General features: G+C 58.5%; 21 protein-coding genes. 2 read left to right on the top strand and 19 right to left on the bottom strand.

The genetic code is table 11. The features are described from left to right. Positions 1-11 precede the first annotated feature (11 nt). Positions 12-344 carry an RnfH family protein gene (locus GH657_RS07665; protein WP_153100157.1) on the bottom strand — a complete coding sequence of 111 codons (333 nt, stop codon included), beginning with the start codon at positions 342-344 and terminating at the stop codon, positions 12-14. 7 nt (positions 345-351) lie between these two features. After that, complete coding sequence (locus GH657_RS07660; protein WP_153100156.1) at positions 352-789, bottom strand: type II toxin-antitoxin system RatA family toxin; 438 nt, start codon at positions 787-789, stop codon at positions 352-354. Positions 790-889: 100 nt separating this feature from the next. Between GH657_RS07660 and smpB the strand changes: the two genes are divergently transcribed. Continuing rightward, a complete protein-coding gene (smpB, locus tag GH657_RS07655; RefSeq protein ID WP_153100155.1) occupies positions 890-1336 on the top strand; it encodes an SsrA-binding protein SmpB in 447 nt (148 codons plus the stop codon). Between the two features lie 146 nt (positions 1337-1482). Here smpB and GH657_RS07650 read toward each other — a convergent pair whose 3' ends face one another. The 3 genes from GH657_RS07650 to ppsA form a co-directional block, all read right to left on the bottom strand. Next, the gene (locus GH657_RS07650; protein WP_425495732.1) at positions 1483-2409 is read right to left on the bottom strand and encodes an SPFH domain-containing protein; all 927 of its coding nucleotides are present in this window, start codon (positions 2407-2409) and stop codon (positions 1483-1485) included. A gap of 81 nt (positions 2410-2490) precedes the next feature. Further along, complete coding sequence (locus GH657_RS07645) at positions 2491-2928, bottom strand: NfeD family protein (protein WP_153100153.1); 438 nt, start codon at positions 2926-2928, stop codon at positions 2491-2493. Between the two features lie 92 nt (positions 2929-3020). After that, positions 3021-5438 (bottom strand): phosphoenolpyruvate synthase, encoded by a 2418-nt coding sequence (gene ppsA / locus GH657_RS07640; protein WP_153100152.1) that lies wholly within the window; start codon positions 5436-5438, stop codon positions 3021-3023. 424 nt (positions 5439-5862) lie between these two features. Here ppsA and ppsR point away from each other — a divergent pair, with 424 nt between their 5' ends. Beyond that, a complete protein-coding gene (ppsR, locus tag GH657_RS07635) occupies positions 5863-6678 on the top strand; it encodes a posphoenolpyruvate synthetase regulatory kinase/phosphorylase PpsR (protein WP_153100151.1) in 816 nt (271 codons plus the stop codon). Positions 6679-6759: 81 nt separating this feature from the next. Here ppsR and GH657_RS07630 read toward each other — a convergent pair whose 3' ends face one another. The 14 genes from GH657_RS07630 to pyrH all read right to left on the bottom strand — a co-directional run bounded on the left by GH657_RS07630 (position 6760) and on the right by pyrH (position 20672). Then, positions 6760-7542 (bottom strand): TrmH family RNA methyltransferase, encoded by a 783-nt coding sequence (locus GH657_RS07630; protein ID WP_153100150.1) that lies wholly within the window; start codon positions 7540-7542, stop codon positions 6760-6762. 76 nt (positions 7543-7618) lie between these two features. Further along, positions 7619-8308 (bottom strand): ribonuclease HII, encoded by a 690-nt coding sequence (rnhB, locus tag GH657_RS07625; RefSeq protein WP_174769906.1) that lies wholly within the window; start codon positions 8306-8308, stop codon positions 7619-7621. Further along, the gene (lpxB, locus tag GH657_RS07620) at positions 8308-9477 is read right to left on the bottom strand and encodes a lipid-A-disaccharide synthase (protein WP_153100149.1); all 1170 of its coding nucleotides are present in this window, start codon (positions 9475-9477) and stop codon (positions 8308-8310) included. Before lpxB ends, rnhB begins: the two co-directional genes overlap by 1 nt. 3 nt (positions 9478-9480) lie before the next feature. After that, complete coding sequence (gene lpxA / locus GH657_RS07615) at positions 9481-10269, bottom strand: acyl-ACP--UDP-N-acetylglucosamine O-acyltransferase (protein WP_153100148.1); 789 nt, start codon at positions 10267-10269, stop codon at positions 9481-9483. A gap of 56 nt (positions 10270-10325) precedes the next feature. Continuing rightward, a complete protein-coding gene (fabZ, locus tag GH657_RS07610) occupies positions 10326-10787 on the bottom strand; it encodes a 3-hydroxyacyl-ACP dehydratase FabZ (protein WP_153100147.1) in 462 nt (153 codons plus the stop codon). A 153-nt stretch (positions 10788-10940) separates the two neighbouring features. After that, positions 10941-12020 carry a UDP-3-O-(3-hydroxymyristoyl)glucosamine N-acyltransferase gene (lpxD, locus tag GH657_RS07605; protein WP_153100146.1) on the bottom strand — a complete coding sequence of 360 codons (1080 nt, stop codon included), beginning with the start codon at positions 12018-12020 and terminating at the stop codon, positions 10941-10943. Between the two features lie 28 nt (positions 12021-12048). Continuing rightward, a complete protein-coding gene (locus tag GH657_RS07600) occupies positions 12049-12582 on the bottom strand; it encodes an OmpH/Skp family outer membrane protein (RefSeq protein ID WP_425495731.1) in 534 nt (177 codons plus the stop codon). Positions 12583-12629: 47 nt separating this feature from the next. After that, positions 12630-14945: an outer membrane protein assembly factor BamA gene (gene bamA, locus GH657_RS07595; protein WP_153100144.1), complete on the bottom strand. Its 2316-nt coding sequence runs from the start codon at positions 14943-14945 to the stop codon at positions 12630-12632. Between the two features lie 70 nt (positions 14946-15015). Further along, complete coding sequence (gene rseP, locus GH657_RS07590; RefSeq protein ID WP_153100143.1) at positions 15016-16404, bottom strand: RIP metalloprotease RseP; 1389 nt, start codon at positions 16402-16404, stop codon at positions 15016-15018. A gap of 7 nt (positions 16405-16411) precedes the next feature. Next, positions 16412-17623: a 1-deoxy-D-xylulose-5-phosphate reductoisomerase gene (locus GH657_RS07585; protein ID WP_153100142.1), complete on the bottom strand. Its 1212-nt coding sequence runs from the start codon at positions 17621-17623 to the stop codon at positions 16412-16414. 8 nt (positions 17624-17631) lie between these two features. Further along, positions 17632-18453 carry a phosphatidate cytidylyltransferase gene (locus tag GH657_RS07580; RefSeq protein ID WP_153100141.1) on the bottom strand — a complete coding sequence of 274 codons (822 nt, stop codon included), beginning with the start codon at positions 18451-18453 and terminating at the stop codon, positions 17632-17634. Then, positions 18447-19229: a polyprenyl diphosphate synthase gene (gene uppS, locus GH657_RS07575; RefSeq protein ID WP_153100140.1), complete on the bottom strand. Its 783-nt coding sequence runs from the start codon at positions 19227-19229 to the stop codon at positions 18447-18449. The genes GH657_RS07580 and uppS overlap by 7 nt, the downstream gene beginning before the upstream one ends. A gap of 75 nt (positions 19230-19304) precedes the next feature. Beyond that, positions 19305-19865 carry a ribosome recycling factor gene (gene frr, locus GH657_RS07570; protein ID WP_153101680.1) on the bottom strand — a complete coding sequence of 187 codons (561 nt, stop codon included), beginning with the start codon at positions 19863-19865 and terminating at the stop codon, positions 19305-19307. 93 nt (positions 19866-19958) lie between these two features. Continuing rightward, positions 19959-20672, bottom strand: a complete 714-nt coding sequence (gene pyrH, locus GH657_RS07565; protein ID WP_153100139.1) for a UMP kinase — start codon at positions 20670-20672, stop codon at positions 19959-19961. Between the last annotated feature and the right edge of the window lie 65 nt (positions 20673-20737).

Raw genomic sequence — 20737 nt, 5'->3', positions numbered from 1 at the left:
CAGGCCCCGCCCTAGCCCGGATCGCGTGGCCGCCAGCGGCGGCCTTCGGTAGAGCCCGCCTTGCGGGTTTTATCCACGCGGCGGGCACGGGCGGCTTTCGGATCAACTTTTAACGGCCGGTAAATTTCCACCCTGTCGTGATCGGACAGCACGGTATCAAGTGGCTTGAGCTTGCCAAAAACCCCCACTTTTTGCTGTTCAAGATCGATCCCGGGATGGCGCTGGAGGATTCCGCTCGCGTCCAGTGCCTGTTGCAGCGTTGCACCGGGCGGCAGCATCAGCGCAATGCGCGTTTGCTGCTCTGGTAGCGCGTAGCAAACCTCGATGGCCAATAGCGTGCTCATGTGCGGCTCATGTCTTGCCATAGCGCTGGTCAGCGCGCTTCACGAAGGACTCGACAAACGTGTTGGCGATGTGGCTAAACACCGGCCCGATCAATTTTTCGAGAATAATGCTGGAAAATTCATAATGAAGCGCGAACTCGATCTTGCAGGCATCCGCACGTAACGGCGTAAAACACCAGTAACCCGTGAACTTGCGAAACGGGCCGTCGGTAAACTCCATATCGATCCGGCTGGGGCGCTGCTGCGTATTGCGAGTGGCGAAATGTTGCCGGATACCCTTGAAATTGATATCGATCCTCGCCTCCATGCCGGTTTCATCCTGGCGCCGGATTTCGACGCCACCGCACCAGGGCAGGAAATTGGGGTAATCGGCGACATCCGTGACGAGGTCGAACATTTGCTCCGCCGAATGGCGAATCAGTACGGTTTTTTGGACATCCGCCATAAATTGGAGAGCTCGCGGCAAGAGTGGACAAGCTCTGCGGGCTTTATTGGCCCCGCTTTGCTAAAATCGCGATTTTAAACGAGTTGGGCGCTTTCCATTCATGAGCATCACCGACAACAGAAAAGCCTTCTTCGACTATTTCATCGAAGACCGCTACGAAGCAGGGCTTGTGCTCGAAGGGTGGGAGGTCAAAGCCCTACGCGCTGGGCGCGGCCAGATCAAGGAAGGCTACGTCATCATCCGCAATGGCGAGCTGTTCCTGATTGGCGCGCACATCAGCCCGCTGCTAGCCGCCTCCACCCACATCACGCCGGACCCGGTGCGCACGCGCAAGCTGCTGTTGCACAACGAAGAAATCAGCAAACTGATCGGCAAGGTCGAGCGGCGCGGCTACACCATCGTGCCGCTTAACTTTCATTACAAGGGTGGCCTGATCAAATGCGAAATTGGTCTCGCCAAGGGCAAAAAGATGCATGACAAACGCGAAACCGAGAAAAAACGCGACTGGGAGCGCGAAAAAGCACGGCTGATGCGCTCACCGTCCTGACGCGGTGCGCGGCTGGCTGGGCCTTCATGGCTTATCCGGCCAGCCTGTTTGAAGCCTGGCTTCGCCCGTACAACAAATAGCCCGCGGTTCAAATTGAACCGCGGGCTATTTTGTGTCCCACTTTTGGGCCGCACCCGCCATGGCAATCAGCGGTTAAGCGGTAAATCAGCGCCTTTATTTTTGTTCACGATCGTCAGCGCCGACGCGATCATCGTGCTCATATCCGCAAGGTTACCGGGAACGATCAGTGTCGTGCCCTGCTTCGCCAGATTGCCGAAGGCGCTCACGTATTGCTCCGCAACCTTCAGGTTGACCGCTTCCATCCCGCCCGTTGACTGGATCGCGGCAGCAATCTTCTGAATGGCCTGGGCGTTGGCTTCCGCCACGGCCAGAATCGCTGAAGCCTGCCCCTGCGCCTGATTGATTGCCGCCTGGCGCTCACCCTCGGATTTCTGGATCGCGGCTTCCCGCCCCCCGGAAGCGATATTGATTTGCTCCTGTTTGCGCCCTTCCGAGGCAGCGATCAGCGCACGTTTTTCGCGTTCGGCCGTAATTTGTGCCTGCATCGCATGCAAGATTTCTTTCGGCGGTGTCAGATCCTTGATCTCGTAACGCAACACTTTGACGCCCCAGTTCAGTGCGGCTTCGTCGAGCGACGACACAATGCTGTGGTTGATGAAATCACGTTCCTCAAACGTCTTGTCGAGTTCGAGCTTGCCAATGACCGAGCGCAGGGTCGTTTGCGATAGCTGGGTAATAGCGAACATGAAATCGCTCGAGCCATACGACGCCTTCATTGGGTCAGTCACCTGAAAATACAGCACGCCATCCACCTGCAACTGCGTGTTATCGCGGGTAATACACACCTGGCTTGGTACATCGAGCGGTGTTTCTTTCAGAACATGCTTGTAGGCCACCCGGTCCATGAACGGAACGACAAAATTCAAGCCCGGCGCGAGCGTCCGGCGATAACGGCCAAAGCGCTCGAGCACCCATGCATGCTGCTGCGGCACGATCTTGATGCTTTGCGCGATCACCGCGACGATGACAACAAACACCACTGCTGTAATCACAATTTTCACTCCCGTAGTTGGTACAAACCGTTGCTACAAACCGCCGATATAACCCGTGGCTATAAACCTGGCCGCCAGCCCTCAACCGCGCGGCCTGTGCGCCACGACGACAAGACAGTTGCCGCGTAACGCGACGATCTCGTAAAGACCTGCATCCTCAGGCTCGCCAGGCTCGAGCTCGACATCCCAGGCCGCGCCGCGGTACGCCGTTCGCGTGCGCCGCTCGCGCCATGCCGGGATATCGAGTGTTTGCCCGATATCGAGATTCATATCAGGATTGTGCGTGGCGTCCCCTGAAGCCTTACGGCCAAGCCTGGAGCGGTTCAACAGCAGCATGGCGACAAGTGCCACGCCCCCGGCCAGCGCAAACTGCAACGCGATACTGCCACCCGCCCAGTGAGCAAACGCGGCAGCAATAAAACCGAGGGCAACCATCAGCAAATACAACGTCCCGCTAAACAACTCCAGCACGATCAGCATGCCCGCCCCGATCCACCAGAACAATCCACCAGACATCACATTGCTCTCCATAAAAAAACACCCCGGACAGACCGGGGTGTTATAGCACGGACACGCTATTTCTTACAAAAATTAATGCGCTATCCCGCTCATCAAGCCACTGCCGGTCTCGCGTTCGAATGAGCCAGGGCTTGCCAGGTATCGATGATCGTGTCGGGATTGAGCGAGATCGACGCGATGCCCTCCTGCGTCAGCCACTGCGCAAAGTCAGGATGATCGGACGGGCCCTGGCCGCAAATGCCAACGTACTTGTTCAGCCGCAAGCAGGTCGAAATCGCACGTTGCAGCAAGAACTTGACCGCCGCATCACGCTCGTCAAAGTCCACCGCGAGCAGCTCCATGCCCGAATCGCGGTCAAGACCCAGCGTAAGCTGCGTCAGATCGTTCGAACCAATCGAAAAACCGTCGAAGTACTGCAGGAACTCTTCGGCGAGGATCGCGTTCGAGGGGACTTCGCACATCATGATCAGGCGCAGCCCGTTGTCGCCACGCTTTAAGCCGAACTTTGCCAGCAAGCCCACCACACGCTCCGCCTGCTTCAGGGTCCGCACGAACGGCACCATGATTTCGACGTTATCGAGCCCCATCTCTTCGCGCACGCGCTTGAGCGCGATACATTCCATTTCGAACGCCTGGGCAAAATCGTCCGAAATATAACGTGATGCACCACGGAAGCCGAGCATCGGGTTTTCTTCATCCGGCTCATAGCGCGAGCCGCCGATCAGCTTCTTGTATTCGTTCGATTTGAAATCCGACAGACGCACGATCACGGGCTTCGGATAAAACGCCGCCGCAATCGTGGCAATACCTTCCGTCAGCTTGTCAACGTAAAACGCGCGCGGCGAGGCGTGGCCACGCGCGACGCTCTCGACGGCTTTTTTCAGATCCTGGGCGATATTCGGGTACTCGAGAATGGCGCGCGGATGAACCCCAATGTTGTTGTTGATGATGAACTCGAGCCGCGCGAGACCCACACCGCCGTTTGGCAACTGCGAGAAATCGAACGCTAGCTGGGGATTGCCCACGTTCATCATGATTTTCACGGGAATGGGCGGCAACTCGCCGCGCTGCACGTCGGTGACCTCGGTTTCAAGCAGACCATCGTAAATCTTGCCTTCGTCACCCTCGGCGCACGACACCGTCACCAGCGCGCCGTCTTTCAGCAGATCGGTCGCATCGCCGCAGCCCACCACCGCTGGCACACCCAGTTCACGCGCAATGATGGCCGCGTGACAAGTCCGGCCACCCCGGTTCGTGACAATCGCCGCGGCGCGCTTCATCACGGGTTCCCAGTTTGGATCGGTCATGTCGGCCACCAGCACGTCACCGGGCTGCACGCGGTCCATTTCAGACGGATCGTGAATCACCCGCACCGGCCCCGCGCCAATTTTTTGCCCAATCGCGCGGCCCGTGGCGATGACTTGCGACTGCCCCTTGAGCTTGAAGCGCTGCTCGGCCTTGCCCGCCGCCTGGCTTTTCACGGTTTCGGGACGTGCCTGCAAGATGAAAATTTTGCCATCACGGCCATCCTTGCCCCATTCGATATCCATCGGCCGCTGATAGTGGCGCTCGATGATGACGGCGTACTTTGCCAGTTCGATCACGTCGTCATCGGTGATCGAAAAGCGGTTGCGCTGCTCGTGGGGCACATCGACGGTTTTCACCCGGCCAGGCTCGCCCTGGCCAGTGAACTCCATGCGCACCAGTTTGGAGCCGATCGAGCGGCGAATAATCGGATATTTGCCTTGCGCCAGTGTTGTCTTGAAGACGTAGAACTCATCCGGGTTCACCGCCCCCTGCACCACGGTTTCGCCCAGGCCATAGCTTGAGGTGATGAACACCGCTTCGCGGAAACCCGACTCGGTATCGAGCGTAAACATGACGCCTGCGGCACCCACGTCCGAGCGCACCATGCGCTGCACACCCGCCGACAGCGCGACTTCAGCATGCGTGAAGCCCTTGTGCACCCGGTAGGAAATCGCGCGGTCGTTATACAGCGAGGCAAACACATGCTTCATGCGATCCAGCACGTCGTCGATCCCGACCACGTTCAGATAGCTTTCCTGTTGCCCGGCGAAGGACGCATCAGGCAAATCTTCCGCCGTGGCAGACGAGCGCACGGCAAATGAAAGCTCCTCTGGGGAGCTTTTTTGCAATATCTCAAAACCTGCGCGAATCTCGTTTTCCAGGCGCGGCTGTAGCGGCGCGCCAATGATCCACTGGCGAATGTCCTTGCCCGCTTCGGCGAGCGCCTTGACGTCGTCGATATCGAGCTTTTCAAGACGCTGCGCAATCCGTTCGGCCAGGTTGTTGTGCGCGAGGAAATCGCGGAACGCCAGCGCGGTGGTAGCAAAGCCTGTCGGCACGCGAACCCCTGCTTCAGCGAGCTGGCTAATCATTTCACCCAGCGACGCATTCTTGCCGCCGACAATTTCGACGTCAGTCATGCGCAGCTGTTCAAACGGCACTACATACGCCTGGTCCTTTGCAAAGGTGTTGGATTGAGTCATACAAGCCCCTAAGTGAGAAAAAATAGACGGTTATGCAAGTGGGCTTGAACACGGCACGGCATCGGGAACCGGTCAGTAATCGCGTCACGGATGTCACGTCACTGATTCACGCCACTGATGCTGTGGTGTCTTGCATAACCTGTTGGAGAAACAATCGTGGAGCGCGTCTGGAAGATATTTCGTCCAGTGCTAAAAAGAAGGTAATTGACGAAAATTAAATGAATAACTCGCAAAAAACTGCGAATCACAGCCAATCACCGCAATAAACGACCGTCACAATTGCTTATCCAACAGGTTGCCGCTATTCTACCGTGCCGACCATGCCAAATGGGGCGGCCGAACGCGAATTACGTCTTAAGTCTTAGGTTTAAGTCTTAAAATCACGCCTCAAACCGCTCCCTTCAAATTCACTTTCTTGCCGCTGATGCCGCCCACCGTATTTATCGTCTCCGACGGAACGGGGATCACTGCCGAAACCTTCGCGCATTCGATCCTCTCCCAGTTCGACCAGAAATTCCGTCTGGTCCGCGTGCCGTTTGTCGATTCAACCGAGAAAGCCTACGCCACGCTCGAAAAAATCAATGAGGCCGTGCAGCAGGAAGGCCGCCGCCCAATCGTGTTCACTACGCTCGTCAACAGCGCGTCGAATCAGATCGTCAAGGGCTCGAACGCGCTAGTACTGGACATGTTCCAGACCTTTGTCGAACCTCTTGAGCAGGAGCTTGAGCTCAAATCGACCCATGCGATTGGCCGCGGGCACCAGAACGCCGATACCGACGAATACAAAAGCCGCATCGAGGCCATCAATTTTTCGCTAGCCCACGACGATGGACAATCGAACCGCAATCTGGCCGAGGCCGATGTGATTCTGGTGGGTGTGTCGCGCAGCGGCAAAACGCCAACCAGCCTGTATCTGGCGATGCAATACGGCGTCAAGGCAGCCAACTATCCGCTGATTCCCGAAGATTTCGAGCGGGGCAAGCTGCCTACCTCGCTGCTGCCTCATCGGCAAAAAATGTTCGGGCTGTCGATTGATCCGCAACGGCTCTCGGAGATTCGCAATGAAAGGCGTCCAGGCAGCAAATATGCCGCGCTCGAAAACTGCCGCTACGAGATCAACGAAGCCGAAGCGATGATGCGCCGCGAAGGGGTGAACTGGCTGTCTTCAACGCATAAGTCAATCGAGGAAATCGCCACCACGATTCTGCAAGAGCTCCGGCTAGAGCGGCCAGGATACTGATCCGGCCCAGCGGCAGACGCCACAACCGGCCCGGCCGCCATCGCGGCGACGTCAATGCCACGCCCCCACGTCGCACAACCCTCAATGCCGCCGCTGCTGGCGGCACTGCTCAAAGAGACAAATCGCAGCCGCTGCTGCAACGTTCAACGATTCCATGCCGCCGGGCTGGGGAATCGTGACCCGCTGCGTCACCGCCTCCCGCCACACGGCGGAAACACCCGCGCCTTCATTACCCAGCACCCACGCACACGGCCCTGTCAGATCGCAATCGTAAAGCGCCGCGGCGCCATGCGAATCAGTAATCACGACGGGCAGCGCGAGCCGCTCGATCAACATCGGCGAATCAACGTTTTCGTATAGGTGCAGCAGAAAATGGGCCCCCATGGCGGAGCGCAATACCTTCGACGACCAAGCCCCGGCCGTGCCCGGCGCGCAAAAAACATGGCCAATACCCGCCGCTGCCGCGCTGCGCAAAATCGACCCGACGTTGCCCGCATCCTGAACGCCATCCAGCACCACACAGGTTTGCGTGACCTGTTGCGGCAGTGGCGCGCTGGGCTTGCTCACCTCGAGCACGAGCCCGATGCCCTGCACCACATTCGACAACTGGGTAAATAACGCATCGGGCAAAGTCACGATCCGATGGTCGTCAATCCGCGCGATGATGGCTCGCGTTTCGGCATGACGCAATGCGCCTTCAGTGACGAGGCAAGTCTGCGGCTGACCCACGGTGTCCAGATAGGCGCTCGCCAGGTGCAGCCCTTCGAGCAAGGCATGCGGGCTGCGGCGCTGCTGTTGCGGCGAGCCGGCTAGCGCCTTCAAACGCTTGTAGAGCGGGTTATCGCGCGAGGTGATGGCTTTCACAGGCAGCGGGAATCATTGAAGGAGAAAAAACACAAACGCGAAATAGCTGCAAGCCGTAAACCGCAAGGCATCGCCGTTACGTCTGGATATCAGCAGCATCACGGCCGGGCGGTGCGAGTGACTCGCGCTGCCGCCAGGCTTCGCGCACCGGTGCAAACGAACGCCTGTGATGCTCGCATGGCCCATGCTCACGCAAGGCCGCCAGATGGCGTGCCGTGCCATACCCGGCATGGGCATCAAAGCCATACAGCGGAAAGCGCTGATGCAAGTCGAGCAACATTCGGTCACGTGTGACCTTGGCCAGGATCGAAGCCGCCGAAATACAGGGCACCAGCGCATCGCCACCGATAATCGCCTCGCACCGCACGCTCAACAGCGGGCAACGGTTGCCGTCGATTTGGGCCAGCGTCGGTATCAGCGACAGGCCCTCAACCGCGCGCTTCATCGCCAGCATCGTGGCGTGCAGGATATTCAGCGTGTCGATTTCTTCTACGGAAGCCGATGCGACGCAATACGCCAGCGAGCGTTCGGTGATCTGTTCGAAGAGTATTTCGCGCTTTTTGGCACTCAGCGCCTTCGAGTCATCAAGACCTGCGATGGGCCGTGCCGGGTCGAGAATCACCGCCGCAGCCACGACGGGGCCCGCCAGTGGCCCGCGCCCGGCTTCATCGACGCCACAGATGATTTCACCGGGCACAGCAAAGCTGAAACTCATCGAGCCTGCCGCCGTGGCAGCGCCAGGCTTGCGTATTGTTCGGGGCGCCATCAGGAGCGGGGCTTGCGTGCGTGAATCACCTGCGCCACCGCATCCGCCGCCCGCTCGGCGGTGTTTTGCTTCAGCGTGTGATGCATTTGCGTGAAAATTTCCGTCAGCGCGCGACGGTTGGCGTCATCGTGCAACTGCTTGAGCGTGGCATCGGCGAGCGCTTCGGGCGTGGCGAAATGCTGGAGGATTTCAGGCACGACAAACCGTCCCGCGAGAATGTTCGGCAAACCCACATACGGCAAATAGCCCTGGCGCTGCATGATTTGTCCCGTCAGCCATGGCACCTTGTAGGAAATCACCATGGGTTTTTTCAAAAGCGCGGCTTCAAGCGTCACCGTGCCGCTTTTGACGAGAATCGCATCGGCGGCTGTCATGGCCATTTGCGCCTGGCCATCAGTCAGCGTCAGCGCGAGTTGCGGGTGGGCGTCAACCAGAGGTTGCAGCAACTCGCGCAATGCGGGCGTTGCTGCGGGCATGACAAAGCGCACGCCTGGCTCGCGTTGCTGCATCAGCGCCATCGCAGCGAAAAACGTTGGCCCGATCAGGTTAATTTCAGAACGACGGCTACCCGGCAACACGGCAATCACGGGTGCACTGTCGGGCAACCCCAGCAGACGGCGCGCACCCAGCGTATCGGGCACAAACGGGATATCGTCAGCCAGCGGATGGCCGACATAGGTTGCCGCTACGCCTGAGCGTTCAAGCAGCGCAATCTCGAACGGAAACACGCACAGCATGTGATCGACCGCCTTGACGATCTTTTTGATCCGCCCGCCACGCCATGCCCAGATCGATGGGCACACGAAATGAATCGTAGGTATGCCCGCATCGCGCAATGCATGTTCGAGCCCAAAGTTGAAATCAGGGGCATCCACACCGATAAACGCGTCAGGCGGCTCCGCCAGCAACTGGCGTTTTAGCTCGTTGCGAATGCGCAAAATACCCGGCACATGGCGCAATGCTTCGACGTAACCTCGCACCGACAGTTTTTCCATCGGCCAGTGCGCCTCGAAACCGCCCGCAATCATGCGCGGACCGCCAATGCCATCGTAGCGGGTCGTAGCGGGCAAGCGTTTGGACAAACCTTTGAGCAGCGCGGCGGCCAGCAGATCGCCGGATGGCTCGCCGGCCACCAGTGCAAGCCGCAGCGAGCGGGAAGAAAGTGTCATGGGCTAGCGGATGATGCCGCGCTGCGAGGTTTCAATAAAACCCAGCAGCGTGCTCACCGGCTCGTCGCCCTCGCCCCCGGCCGCGGCGAGTTCGCGGATCTGCGCCTTGGCCTCCTCAAGGGACAGGCTATTTTTGTAGAGCAGCCGGTAAGCCGCGCGCAGCGCCGAAATGGCATCTGCCGAGAACCCTCGCCGGCGCAAGCCTTCCACATTGATGCCGTGCGGTTCGGCCTTGTTGCCAGCGGCAATCACAAACGGCGGAATATCCTGGACCAGCGCCGAGGCACCACCCAACATCGCATGGGCGCCAATTCGCACAAACTGATGCACACCAGACATGCCGCCAATGATCGCGTAATCGCCGATGATCACGTGGCCCGCCATCTGGGCGTTGCTCGACAAAATCACATGGTTGCCAATCTGGCAGTCATGGCCGACATGCACGTAAGCCATGATCCAGTTGTCATCGCCGAGCGTCGTCACGCCCCGATCCTGCACTGTGCCCGTGTGGATCGTGGTGAATTCACGGATGGCGTTGCGATCCCCGATAACAAGACGCGTCGGCTCATCGCGGTACTTCATGTCCTGCGGCCGGCCGCCTACTGCCGCGTAATGGCCAATCCGGTTGTCCGTGCCAATCGTGGTATGGCCCTCGATCACACTGTGCGAACCAATTGTGGTGCGCGCACCGATGACCACATGCGCGCCAATGATCGCGTAGGGCCCGATTTCTACCGTTTCATCAATCTGTGCGCCCGGCTCGACAAGTGCCGTTGGATGAATCCTGCTCATGCGCCCTCACTTCTGACTCTGTTTAACGTGTGCCCGATTGTGCCTCAGGCATGACCTTACTCGCTATCAGCCGAACGGGTAGCGCACATCAGATCCGCTTCTGCCGCCACCACGCCATCGACCTCCGCGCGCGCCTTGAACTTCCAGATACCGCGCATGTGACGCTCGAAGGTTGCGTGCAGCATCAACTGGTCGCCGGGCTCGACAATGCGCTTGAAGCGGGCGTTATCGATGCCGACGAACAGGTACAGCGTATTGTCCCGTTCGTGGGGCTCTTCCGAGAACGTCAAAAGTGCGGCGGTTTGCGCCAGCGCTTCAAGAATCAGCACCCCAGGCATGACGGGGCGCGTCGGAAAATGTCCCATGAAATACGGTTCATTGACCGTGACGTTTTTCAGCGCCTTGATACTCTTGTGCGGTTCGAGTTCCAGAACACGATCCACCAGCAAAATCGGATAGCGATGCGGCAGCAGCGTCAGAATCTTATGGATATTCAGATTGATTTTTTCAGTGCTCATGGTATTTCTGCTCACGCAGGGATAACGTGAAGATGGCTGCGGATACTAACGCAGACAGATTGAAAGGCTTGTGGCGCACATGGCGCATGGCATGTACGCGCTATCAGTATGCGAATGGGCTGCTAAAGCGATGCTATGTGTTGAGAGGCCACGTCAATTTTCATGGGCCACCGAAGTTTCGTGAACAGCCGCTTCAAGCGCCTTGATGCGCTCGCGCAGTTTGTCCAGATTACGCATTAACGCCGCGTTTTTGTTCCAGTCGGCGTTGTTGATCGCCGGAAAAGCGCTGGTGTAGACACCCGGCTTCGGCAACGACTTCGAAACCCCGGATTTGGCCGTGACAATGACATGATCAGCCAGCGTGACGTGCCCGGCGATACCCACGGCCCCACCGATCATGCAATGCCGCCCGATCGTGGTACTGCCCGCAATGCCCGCGCAACCGGCGATCACGGTGTAGGCGCCAATCCGGCAGTTATGTCCAATTTGCACCTGGTTGTCGATTTTCACGCAGGTTTCAATCACGGTATCCGCCATCGCACCGCGATCGATCGTCGTGTTAGCGCCAATTTCCACATCCGGCCCCAGCACGACACCGCCGACCTGCGGAATCTTGACCCAGCTTCCCGTGCGCGCGTCACCCTCGCCGGTGAAATCTGGTGCAAAGCCAAAACCATCGGAACCAATGACCGCACCCGCATGAATGATCGCGCGCTCGCCCACCTTGCAGCCGTGGTACACGGTCACGTTGGGATAAAGATGCGAGCCCGCACCGATATGGGTGCCCCGGCCAATAAACACATTGGCGTCGAGCCGGACCTGTTCGCCGATCACCGCGCCGGCTTCCACCGTCACATTGGGGCCAAGCAACGCGCTGGATGCGATTTGCGCCGAAGGATCGACCGTTGCACGGGGATGAATGCCCGGCACCATCGGAGGTGCCGCGAGATCGAGAAATGCCTGTGCAACCCGTGCGAAATACGCGTAAGGGTTGGGCGTGACAATGAAAGTGCGCGACACACTGGATGGCAGGCGCGCCAGATCGGCGGCATTGATCAGCACGGCCCCGGCCTGGGTCGTTTCGACCTGCGACAAATATTTGGGATTGGCAAGAAACGCCAGTTGCTCAGGGCCGGCCCGATCGAGTGGCGCCAGGCCGCGAATCGGTTGGGAACGCTCCCCGGTAATTTCACCGCCGAAACGCCGCACAATTTCCTCAAGCGTCAATGCCATGTAGATAAAACTCCCGCTGTTGATTTATTTAGTTGGGCGCGGCCGCAAGTGCCTTCAGAACCTGATCGGTGATGTCAATACGAGGGCTGACATACACCGCCTCCTGCACGATCAGATCGTAATGTTGCTGCTCGGCAATCTGTTTAATCACCTTGTTCGCCCGATCCAGCACCGCAGCCAGCTCCTCGTTGCGGCGCTGGTTCAGGTCTTCACGAAATTCGCGCTGTTTACGCTGGAAATCGGTATCCAGTTGCGACAGGTCGCGCTGTTTTTGCGCACGGTCAGCGGCAGACATCGACGCCCCGTTTTTGTCGAGCGAATCAGACGTCGACTTCAGCTTTTGCGCCATCTCCTGCAAGTTCTTGTCGCGCCGGGCAAACTCGGCTTCAAGTTTGGTCTGGGCCACTTTAGCCGCTGAAGATTCACGCAGAATCCGGTCTGAATTGACCGCTGCAATTTTAGCTTCCTGGGCCTGCACTGCGTCTGTCACCAGAGTCAGGGTCAATGCCAGGGCCAATGTCAGGGCACCCGTGAAACGATTCGAAAACATACCAGTGATCAAGGTGATCCTCTCGATGCTGTATAGGGTCAGGGCTAGCCACTAGCCCATCAGAATGCGGTCCCAATCTGGAACTGGAATTTTTGATATTGGTCGCCGGTATGCTTCGTCAGCGGGAAACCGAGGCTCAGCTTAAGTGGACCGATTGGCGAAATCCACGCCAGACCGACTCCATAGCCATAACGCAGGCCATTCGCCCCGATCGTTGTATTGCCGCCTTGCGCCGAATCGCCCCAGACGTTACCCGCATCAAGGAAGGTGAAAACCCGCAATGTCCGGTCATAGCCGGTACCGGGCAGCGGGAAGGTCAGCTCGATATTGCCGACGACCATCTTCGAGCCGCCAATCGGGTCGCCCGTTTTCAGATCGCGTGGCCCAAGCGAGCTTGGCTCGTAGCCGCGGACCGAACCAATACCGCCCGCATAGTAGTTCTTGAAAATCGGGTAGGGTTTGTTGCCAATGCCCTGACCATACCCCCCCTGGAGGTTGAAGCCCAGCACGAAACCACGCGAAAAGGAGTAGTAGTACTGCGCCTGAACGTCGGCCTTGTAATACTGTGTGCCGCCAATGGGCGTGCCGTACTCGGCGTTAGCCTGGGTAAAGTAACCGCGGCTTGGCACCAGTGCGCTATCCCGCGCATCGCGCGACCAGCCGATCGTGAGTGGTGCGTTGTTCGAAACACGACCGAAGTTCTGGACGTAATTCTGGTAAGCCTGGGGCGTATTGCTGTCAACGTCCAGCTTGTTTTGCTCCAGCCCCGCGCCGAAATACACCGTATCGACTTCAGAAAATGGAATGCCGAACTTCAGATCGCCGCCCATCGTCACGATCTTGAAGCTCGAATTGGTCGAATAATAAAGCGGCTGATACGTGCGGTAATACAGGTCGGTAATGCGCTTGATCCCATCCACCGTGAAGTACGGATCGACCTGGGTTACGGTCAGCGTGCGGTATGTCTTCGCTGTATTGATGTTAACAGCAAGGCTCGTGCCTGAGCCGAACACGTTGTCCTGCGACACCCCGGCGGACAGCACAACCTTGTCAGTCGAGGAGAAGCCCGCGCCCAGCGTGATCGCGCCAGTCGGCTTCTCGGCCACCTTGACATCCACGTCCACCTGATCCGGCGTGCCCTCGACCGGGATGGTGTTCACGTTGACATCGGTGAAATAGCCAAGACGGTTGATCCGGTCTTTGGATAACGAAAGCCGGTTTGAATCGAACCACGAGCTTTCGAGCTGGCGCATTTCGCGGCGCACCACTTCGTCCCGTGTGCGCGTATTGCCCACCACGTTGATCCGGCGCACATACACGCGGCGGCTTGGATCGACCTGAAGCGTCAGATCGACGGTCTGGTTGTCCTGGTTGATTTGCGGCAGCGCGTTCACGGTGGCGAAGGCATAACCGTACTCGCCGAGCTTGTCGACGATCGCCTTGGTGGTGGCCTGCAGCTTTTCGGCGGAGAAACGGTCGCCCGGCTTGATCTTGACGAGCTTGTTCAGCTCGTCCTCACGATCGAGCAGATTGCCCGACAAACGAATACCCGAAATCTTGTACGGCTCGCCTTCATGCAGCGTCACCGTCAGATACATGTCTTTCTTGTCAGGGGTGATCGACACCTGGGTCGACTCGATATTGAATTCGAGATAGCCGCGGTTCAGATAATACGAACGGATATTTTCGAGGTCGCCCGCGAGCTTTTCTTTTGCGTATAAATCGTTCTTCGTGTACCAGGAGAACCAGTTCGGCGTGGAAAGCTGCATTTCGTCGCGCAACGCGCTCGTGCTGAACGCCTTGTTGCCGATGAAGTTGATCTGGCGAATCTTCGCGTTCGGGCCTTCGATCACCGCGAACAGCACCGACACACGATTGCGGTCGATCGGCGTGACCGTGGTGGTCACTTCGGCAGCATAGAAGCCTTTAGTCAGATACTGACGCTTGAGCTCCTGTTCCGCCTTGTCAACCAGCGCCTTGTCGTAATAGCGGCCTTGCGACAGCCCAACCGCACGCAACGCCTTGATCAGATTGTCCTTGTCGAACTCCCTGATGCCCGAAAAGTCGATCGTGCCGATTGCCGGACGCTCCAACACCTGGACGACGACGACATTGCCTTCCGTCGCAATCCGCACGTCGTTGAAAAAACCCGTGGCATAGAGCGCGCGAATGACCTCGGATGCCCGCTCGTCAGTGAAGGTATCCCCTTGCCTGAGCGGCAGATAAGCAAAGACGGTACCGGGCTCGATACGTTGCAAACCTTCGATCCGGATGTCTTGCACCACAAAGGGCGCCGTTGCGTGCGCTGCCAGGCCATAGACGGCGATTGCTGTAGCGATAACCGTTTTAGGAACAATGCGATGAGGTCTAAACAACGTGCATCCCCAGTGTGTATAGCTGCATCAAATCAGGCAAACGCTATAAAAGGCGTTGTTGCCAGACGCATTAAAAATGGATTAAACGAGCCAGATCGTTGAAAAGCGCAATTGCCGACAGCGCGACAATACAAACAAGCCCAGCCCTTTGAAGGACAAGCTGCCAGCGCTCCGATATGGCCGTACCAGTTACAGCTTCAACCAAATAATATAACAGATGCCCCCCATCCAATACCGGAATTGGTAAGAGATTAAGCACGCCCAGACTAATACTCACCAACGCGAGAAACGACAGGAACGCCGATAAGCCAAGACGCGCGCTTTTTCCCGCGTAATCCGCAATCGTCACGGGCCCGGAAAGATTTTTCAGCGAAGCTTCGCCGATAATCATCCGGCCAAACATCCGCAGCGAATAAACCGATAACTCCCAGGTACGCTGGGCGCCCAGCCGCAGGCTTTCGAGCGGCCCATACCGGACCTTCACCGAGGGCACCCGGGTAGCGAGTTCAGCGCCAATGCGCCCGACCGTCTGTCCACTGGCCTCATCACGCTGGGCCAGCGGCACCAGCACCACGGGCAGCGATGTGGCTTGCGCCCCCGTGCCCCGCTGAATCTGCAAGGTCACTGGCTGGCCTGCATGCGACTTGATCACCGCGATCAACGCAGTGGCATTATCAGCGGGCTTGCCGTCAATGGCCTGCACGCGGTCACCCGCCACGAGACCCGCCTTTTGTGCCGCGCTACCCGGTGCCACCCCGACAACAGAGAGCGTCCCGCCACCCGGTTCAAAACCCAGCTTCGACATGAAATCGTCATCGACGTCCTGATTCTTTACCTGGCTCAGATCAAGCGGAAAATCGAACGTACCCTCGCCATCACGCGCGCTCAGCACGAGATGCTGCTGATCAAAAGCGCCTCCCAGCAACTGCCAGCGCAAGTCCGACCATGAGCGCACCGGGTGTGCCTCACTGGACTGCGCGCGGCGCAAGGCCACGATGGTCTCGTTGCCTTCGAACCCCGCTCGCGCGGCCAGCGTATTCGGCGCAGGCGTAGCGAGAATCGCCGCGGGCTCCATCACGCCACTCGCAAAAACCGCGGCAAAGAGCGCAATCGCCAGCAGAAAATTGGCGACCGGCCCGGCGGCGACGATAGCAATCCGGCGCGCAACCGGTTGCCGGTTAAAGGTATGCGGCAAATCGGCAGCGCGAATAGATTCCCCTTCGACTGTTTCCCGCTCGTCGAGCATCTTCACGTAGCCGCCCAGCGGCAGGGCAGCAATCGTCCAGACCGTGCCTGTCTTCGGGCTGACCCATTGCACAAGTGGCTTGCCAAAGCCAATTGAAAACCGTAGCACCTTGACGCCGCACAACCGGGCCACGCTGTAGTGGCCATACTCGTGAACCACCACCAGCACGCCAATGGCCACCACAAAAGCCAGTATTTCAGTCAGGAAACTCATCCGCGTCTCATGGCCTCACACCATGCCCAGCAGCATGGCGCAAGCCAGCAGGCAGATGGCGGATAGCTTGCGCTGCCGCCCGGCGTGCCGCGTCATCGGCTTCGATCACGTCATCCAGCCCCGACGCTTCGCGGTTCTGCAAGCCATCGAGTACCGCCTCCACCACCTGGGCTATGGCCGCAAAACCGATCTCGCGCGACAGGAAAGCCTCCACCGCCACTTCGTTCGCCGCATTGAGCGCAGCACTGGCCAGTCCACCTGCGGCGAGCGCCTGCATGGCCAGCGCGAGGCACGGAAAGCGTCTGTAATCCGGTTTTTCAAACGACAGCGTGGCAATTTGCACCAGATCCAGTGGCGTGACGCCCGAATCGACCCGCTCGGGAAAAGCCAGCGCATGCGCAATCGGCGTGCGCATGTCGGGGTTGCCCAACTGCGCGAGAACTGAACCATCGGAATACGACACCAGCGAATGAATCACGCTTTCCGGGTGAATCAGCACATCGATCCGCTCGCCAGGCAGGTCAAAAAGCCAGTGCGCCTCGATCACTTCGAGGCCCTTGTTCATCATCGTCGCGGAATCAACGGAAATTTTCCGCCCCATCACCCAGTTGGGATGCTTGCAGGCTTCTTCGGGCGTCACGCCTACCAGCGACTCGGGCTCTCGAGTGCGGAACGGCCCGCCCGACGCCGTCAAAATAATTTTCGAAACGCCGCCGTGAAGTTTGATCTCGCGCGGCAGGCACTGGAAAATCGCGTTGTGTTCGGAATCGACGGGAAGCAGGATTGCCTGGTGATCGCGCACGGCGTCCATGAAGATCGAGCCGGACATCACCAGCGCTTCCTTGTTCGCCAGCAAAATGCGCTTGCCCGCACGCGCGGCAGCCAGGCTCGGCGCCAACCCCGCAGCGCCGACAATCGCCGCCACCACGGTGTCGCACTGCGCATTTTGCGAAACCTCGACCAGCGCTTGCGGCCCATAGACGACTTCGGTTTTGCAAGCGGCGGCACGCAGCTTCGCGGCAACGTGTCCAGCCGTTACCGCATCACCGACGACCGCAACCGCAGGCGCAAAACGCAGGCATTGTTCAACCAGCTTGTCGCCGTTGCGATGCGCCGTCAGCGCGTAAATCGAAAACCGCTCGGGATGCCTTGCGACCACATCGAGCGTGCTCTCACCTATCGAGCCGGTTGAACCCAGCAGTGTCAGACTTTTTTGCATGTTTTTCTCTAGCTGGATAACAGCAACAGCGCCAGCGGCAGTACGGGCAAAAGCGCGTCAATCCGGTCCAGTACACCGCCGTGCCCGGGCAGCAAGCCGCTCGAATCCTTGACCCCCGCCTGACGCTTCAGGATCGACTCGAACAGATCGCCCACCACGCTGAATATCACCAGTACGGTGACAATCACCAGCGCACGAACCAGCCCCGTTTGCGCCAATGCGGAAAACAGCGTGGGCTCGAAAGCCTGGGTCAGGATCGCCACGACGGCCATGATCATGACGAGGAGCCAGCCGCCAACCGCGCCCTCCCATGTTTTACCCGGGCTGATCGTCGGGGCCAGCTTGTGCCGCCCCAGCGCCTTGCCCGCAAAATAAGCACCAATATCGGCAAGCCAAACCAATAACAGCAGCGACAAAACGAACGGCACGCCTAAGCGGCGGGCGACCACCAGCGCCTGCCAGCAGGCGCTCAGCAAAACCAGTCCGCTCAGCAGCAAAAAGATACGCCATGCCCCTTGCGCTAGCGCTGGCTTGCGCAACAGGACAAAAGGCGCGGCCAGCAGCCAAAAAATACCCGCCGCCCGAAAAAGCGGTTGCGCGGAAGGCGTCAGGGATGCGGCCGGCCAGCTGACGCCGAGCACGACAGCCGCAGCCAGGCCGTAGAGCACGGCGCCACGTGCACCCGTTTGCAGCAGACGGGCCCATTCCCACGCGGCCAGCACGACCACCAGGCCGATCAGCGCGGCAAAGGCATCGAGGGGTGCATAAAGTGTGACCGGCAAAAATACGGCCAGCAGGACGAGTGCCGTGATGACGCGGGTTTTTAGCATGGAAGCGGATCGACGTTTTGCGCTTGCGGCTCAAGTTGAGCGCTGGTCCGGCCAAAACGGCGCTCACGTCCGGTATAGGAGGCCAGTGCCTGCTCAAGCGCTGCGCCATCGAAATCTGGCCAGAAAATATCGGTGAAATAAAACTCGGTATAAGCCAGTTGCCACAGGAGGAAATTGCTGATCCGCTGCTCGCCGCCCGTGCGAATGAAAAGATCGGGCTCCGGCGCGTAGGCCATCGCCAGATGCTGGGCAAAGGCTGCTTCGCTGATGTCGGCGGCCTGCCCGGCAAACACGGACTGCTCGACCAGTTTGCGCGTCGCCTGCATGATGTCCCAACGGCCACCATAGTTGGCCGCAATTGTCAGCGTCAGACGGGTATTGCGCGCGGTTTTGGCTTCCGCACGCGCGATCAGGTCCTGGATGCGCTTGTCGAACATCGCCAGATCGCCCACGACGCGCAGGCGAATCCCGTTTGCATGCAGCTTGCCGACCTCGCGCTCAAGCGCCGTCACGAAAAGACGCATCAGAAACGACACTTCATCGTCCGGGCGCCGCCAGTTTTCAGAACTAAAAGCGAAAAGCGTCAGATATTCGACACCTGCGCGCGCGCACGCTTCAACAGTGGTCCGTACAGCATCCACGCCGCGCGCATGCCCGGCGACTCGCGGCAAACGGCGCTGCGTCGCCCAACGGCCATTGCCATCCATGATGATGGCGATATGCTGCGGTACTGTCGCAACATCAGGCACGCGGACGGTTGAACTGGTATAGGTCATGGCCGTTGAGACAGTGACTGCAAGGAAAAGAATTGGAGCGGCAAGCGCCCGGCACGGAAAAACATGACTATTGCGTCACACCGTCATGATCTCGACTTCTTTCGACTGAACCAGCTTGTCGATTTCGGCAACAGACTTATCCGTCAGTTTTTGCACATCATCGCCGCCACGACGCTCGTCATCTTCTGAGATCTCTTTGTCTTTCACGAGTTTTTTCAGTTGCTCATTGGCGTCGCGCCTCAAGCCGCGCACCGCGACTTTCGCTGTTTCGCCTTCGCTCCTGACCACTTTGGCCAGTTCACGACGGCGCTCTTCAGTCAAGGCGGGCATCGGAACGCGAATCATGTCGCCTTGAGTGGCCGGGTTCAGCCCGAGATCGGAATCACGAATCGCTTTTTCGACCACGGTCACCATCTTTTTTTCCCATGGCTGAACGCCGATTGTCCGGGCGTCGATCAGCGTCATGTTCGCTACTTGGGAAATAGGCACCGGCGAGCCGTAATAATCGACCTGAATATGATCGAGCAAACCGGTATGGGCGCGACCTGTGCGGATTTTCGACAGATCGTTTTTAAATGCTTCGATGGAGCGCTGCATTTTTTGCTCAGCGCCCTTTGTAATATCAGCCACAGACATTTTTAAACCTCCGAACCTGCAAAACGGTGCGAGCCACCGGCGCCCAAAATGGCAGTTGGGGCCCGCGTGAAAACCCACGCGATGGACAAGAGTTTACACGTGGACGAGCGTACCTTCGTCCACGCCTTGAATGATGCGCTTAAGCGCACCCGGCTTGACAATTGAAAACACCCGGATTGGCAGCTTCTGGTCGCGGCACAAGGCAAAAGCCGTGGCATCCATGACCTGAAGATTGCGACCGATCGCTTCGTCGAAGCTGATGGTCGTGTAACGCGTTGCGTTGGGGTCTTTTTTTGGATCGGCCGAATAAACGCCATCGACCTTGGTCGCTTTCAGCACGACTTCCGCGCCGATTTCGGAGCCACGCAAAGCAGCTGCGGTATCGGTCGTGAAAAAGGGATTGCCCGTGCCCGCGGCAAAAATGACGACCTTGCCCTCTTCGAGCTGACGAATCGCGCGCGGCCGGATATACGGCTCAACCACCTGATCCATTCTCAGCGCCGACTGCACACGGGCTTCGATGCCCGCGTGACGCATGGCATCCTGCAGCGCCAGCGCATTCATCATGGTGGCCAGCATACCCATGTAATCGGCTGTCGCGCGATCCATGCCGGCCGCACCGCCTGCCACGCCACGAAAAATATTGCCGCCACCGATCACGACCGCCAATTGCGTGCCAAGCTGCACGACCTCAGCGACATCAGCAACCATTCTCTCGATTGTCGCGCGATTAATGCCAAAGGCATCATCGCCCATTAATGCTTCGCCGGAGAGTTTAAGCAAAACGCGTTTATAGGCAGTGGGCATAGAGAATATCCAGATCGCGCAAAAAGGACGGTAGATAAAACTTCAGAATTCAAGGCAAGGACTGT

Origin of the sequence: Paraburkholderia hayleyella (assembly GCF_009455685.1) — a bacterium.
In the GTDB taxonomy this organism is placed as follows: Bacteria; Pseudomonadota; Gammaproteobacteria; order Burkholderiales; family Burkholderiaceae; genus Paraburkholderia; species Paraburkholderia hayleyella.
Note: the sequence above shows the minus strand (reverse complement) of the source record. Positions and strands in the feature narration are given on the sequence as shown.